Below are 1,679 nucleotides of genomic sequence, written 5' to 3'. Positions count from 1 at the left end.
CTCCACGAATTTGGCGCTGCCCAGCGGCTGCACGCGGCGCAGCAGTTGCGCCAGCGAGTAGCCGACCCAGGGAATGACCATCGACCAGCCTTCGACGCAGCGCAGGCGGTAGATCCGCTCTTCCTGCGCACTTAGCTGCAGCAGCTCCTGCAGATCGAAAGTGCCGGGCTTGGCGACCAGGCCTTCGACCTTGACGCTCCAGGGCGTGGTCTTGAGCGTGTGGGCGTTGCGCGCGGGATCGGCCTTGTCGAGGCCGAATTCGTAGTAATTGTTGTACTGCGAGGCATCGGCATAGGCCGTCGGCGCTTCCATGGTGTTCGCGCCGACGACCTGGCTGGGCTGGCCGGCGAGCTCGGCGAGCTTTCCCGGGCGCGGCACCGCCGCCAGCGCATCGCGCCCCGCCCAGGCCGCGAGCGTACCGCCGGCCGCGCCCGCGGCCATGGTGCGCAGCCACTGGCGCCGCGCCTCATAGACCGGCTGGGGCGTGATTTCACTGCTCCGGGGGTGATTGAAGCCGTCGCGATCGGTTCGTATCAGCATGGCAGTTCCTTGGACCAATGGCCTTATCTGATGCATTGTGCCGGTGGTTGGTTCAACCTGCTTGGCAACAAAAAAAGAGCGGCCATCGCTGGCCGCTCCTTTTCGCTCAACACAGCGAGGCTTACAGCTCTCCGTAGCTGTGCAGCCCGCTGAGGAACATGTTGACGCCCAGGAAGGCGAACGTGGTCACGCCCAGGCCCGTCAACGCCCACCAGGCGGACACGGTGCCGCGCAGGCCCTTGACGAGGCGCATGTGCAGCCAGGCCGCATAGTTGAGCCAGACGATCAGCGCCCAGGTTTCCTTCGGGTCCCAGCTCCAGTAGCCGCCCCAGGCTTCGGCGGCCCAGAGCGCGCCCAGCACGGTGGCGATGGCCCACGGCGATGGACTTGTACATCACGTCGTCGAGGATCTCGAACGACGGCAGGCGCGCGGCGATGTGCTTGCGCGCCAGCAGGATGCCGGCGACGATCAGCGCCGAAATGCCGAAATACACGGTCCAGTAGCTGCCGCCGTTCTCGGTCGCGCCCTGGCGGAAGACGATGGGCTCGAAGCACAGCACGATGCCCAGCAGCCACAGCGGCGCGAGCTTGTACCAGCGGGTCTCGCCGGCCTGCTGCTTGATCAGGTAGGCGAACGCGACCATCGCCGCGAGCGCGAACGTGCCGTAGCCGATGAAGTTGGCGGGCACATGCAGCTTCATCCACCAGCTCTTGAGCGCCGGCACCAGCGGCTGGATTTCGTGCGCCTCGCGCACCAGCGTGTACCAGAGCAGAAAGCCCACGGCCGCGCTGACCACCAGCATCACGAACGCGCCGAGCGCGCGCGTGTCGTAGTTTTCCTCGTAGTAGAGGTAGAAAGTCGCGGTCATCCAGCAGAACATCACGAACACTTCGTAGAGGTTGCTGACCGGAATATGGCCGATGTCGGCGCCCAGCAGATAGCTTTCGTACCAGCGCACCATGGAGCCGATCAGCGCCATCGCGATCGCCACCCAGGCAATGCGCGAGCCCAGCAGCGACATGGTCCGGCCTTCGTTGCGCGAGAACATGCCTATCCAGTAGAAGATGGTGCTCATGAAGAACAGCATGCTCATCCAGAGGATGGCCGACTGGCTCGACAGGAAGTACTTGAGGCCGAA

1 protein-coding gene and 1 pseudogene are annotated in these 1,679 nt (G+C 64.9%); both read right to left on the bottom strand.

The window, feature by feature from the left end:
* Nucleotides 1–540 (bottom strand): molybdopterin-dependent oxidoreductase (locus D3H34_RS32350; RefSeq protein ID WP_147400576.1); only part of this gene is annotated, 540 nt, incomplete at its 3' end.
* Between the two features lie 121 nt (nucleotides 541–661).
* Nucleotides 662–1,679: pseudogene (gene ccsB, locus D3H34_RS32345) on the bottom strand (c-type cytochrome biogenesis protein CcsB); the annotation flags it as partial.

This window comes from Acidovorax cavernicola, assembly GCF_003581445.1.
This window is presented reverse-complemented; position numbering and strand designations above follow the sequence as displayed.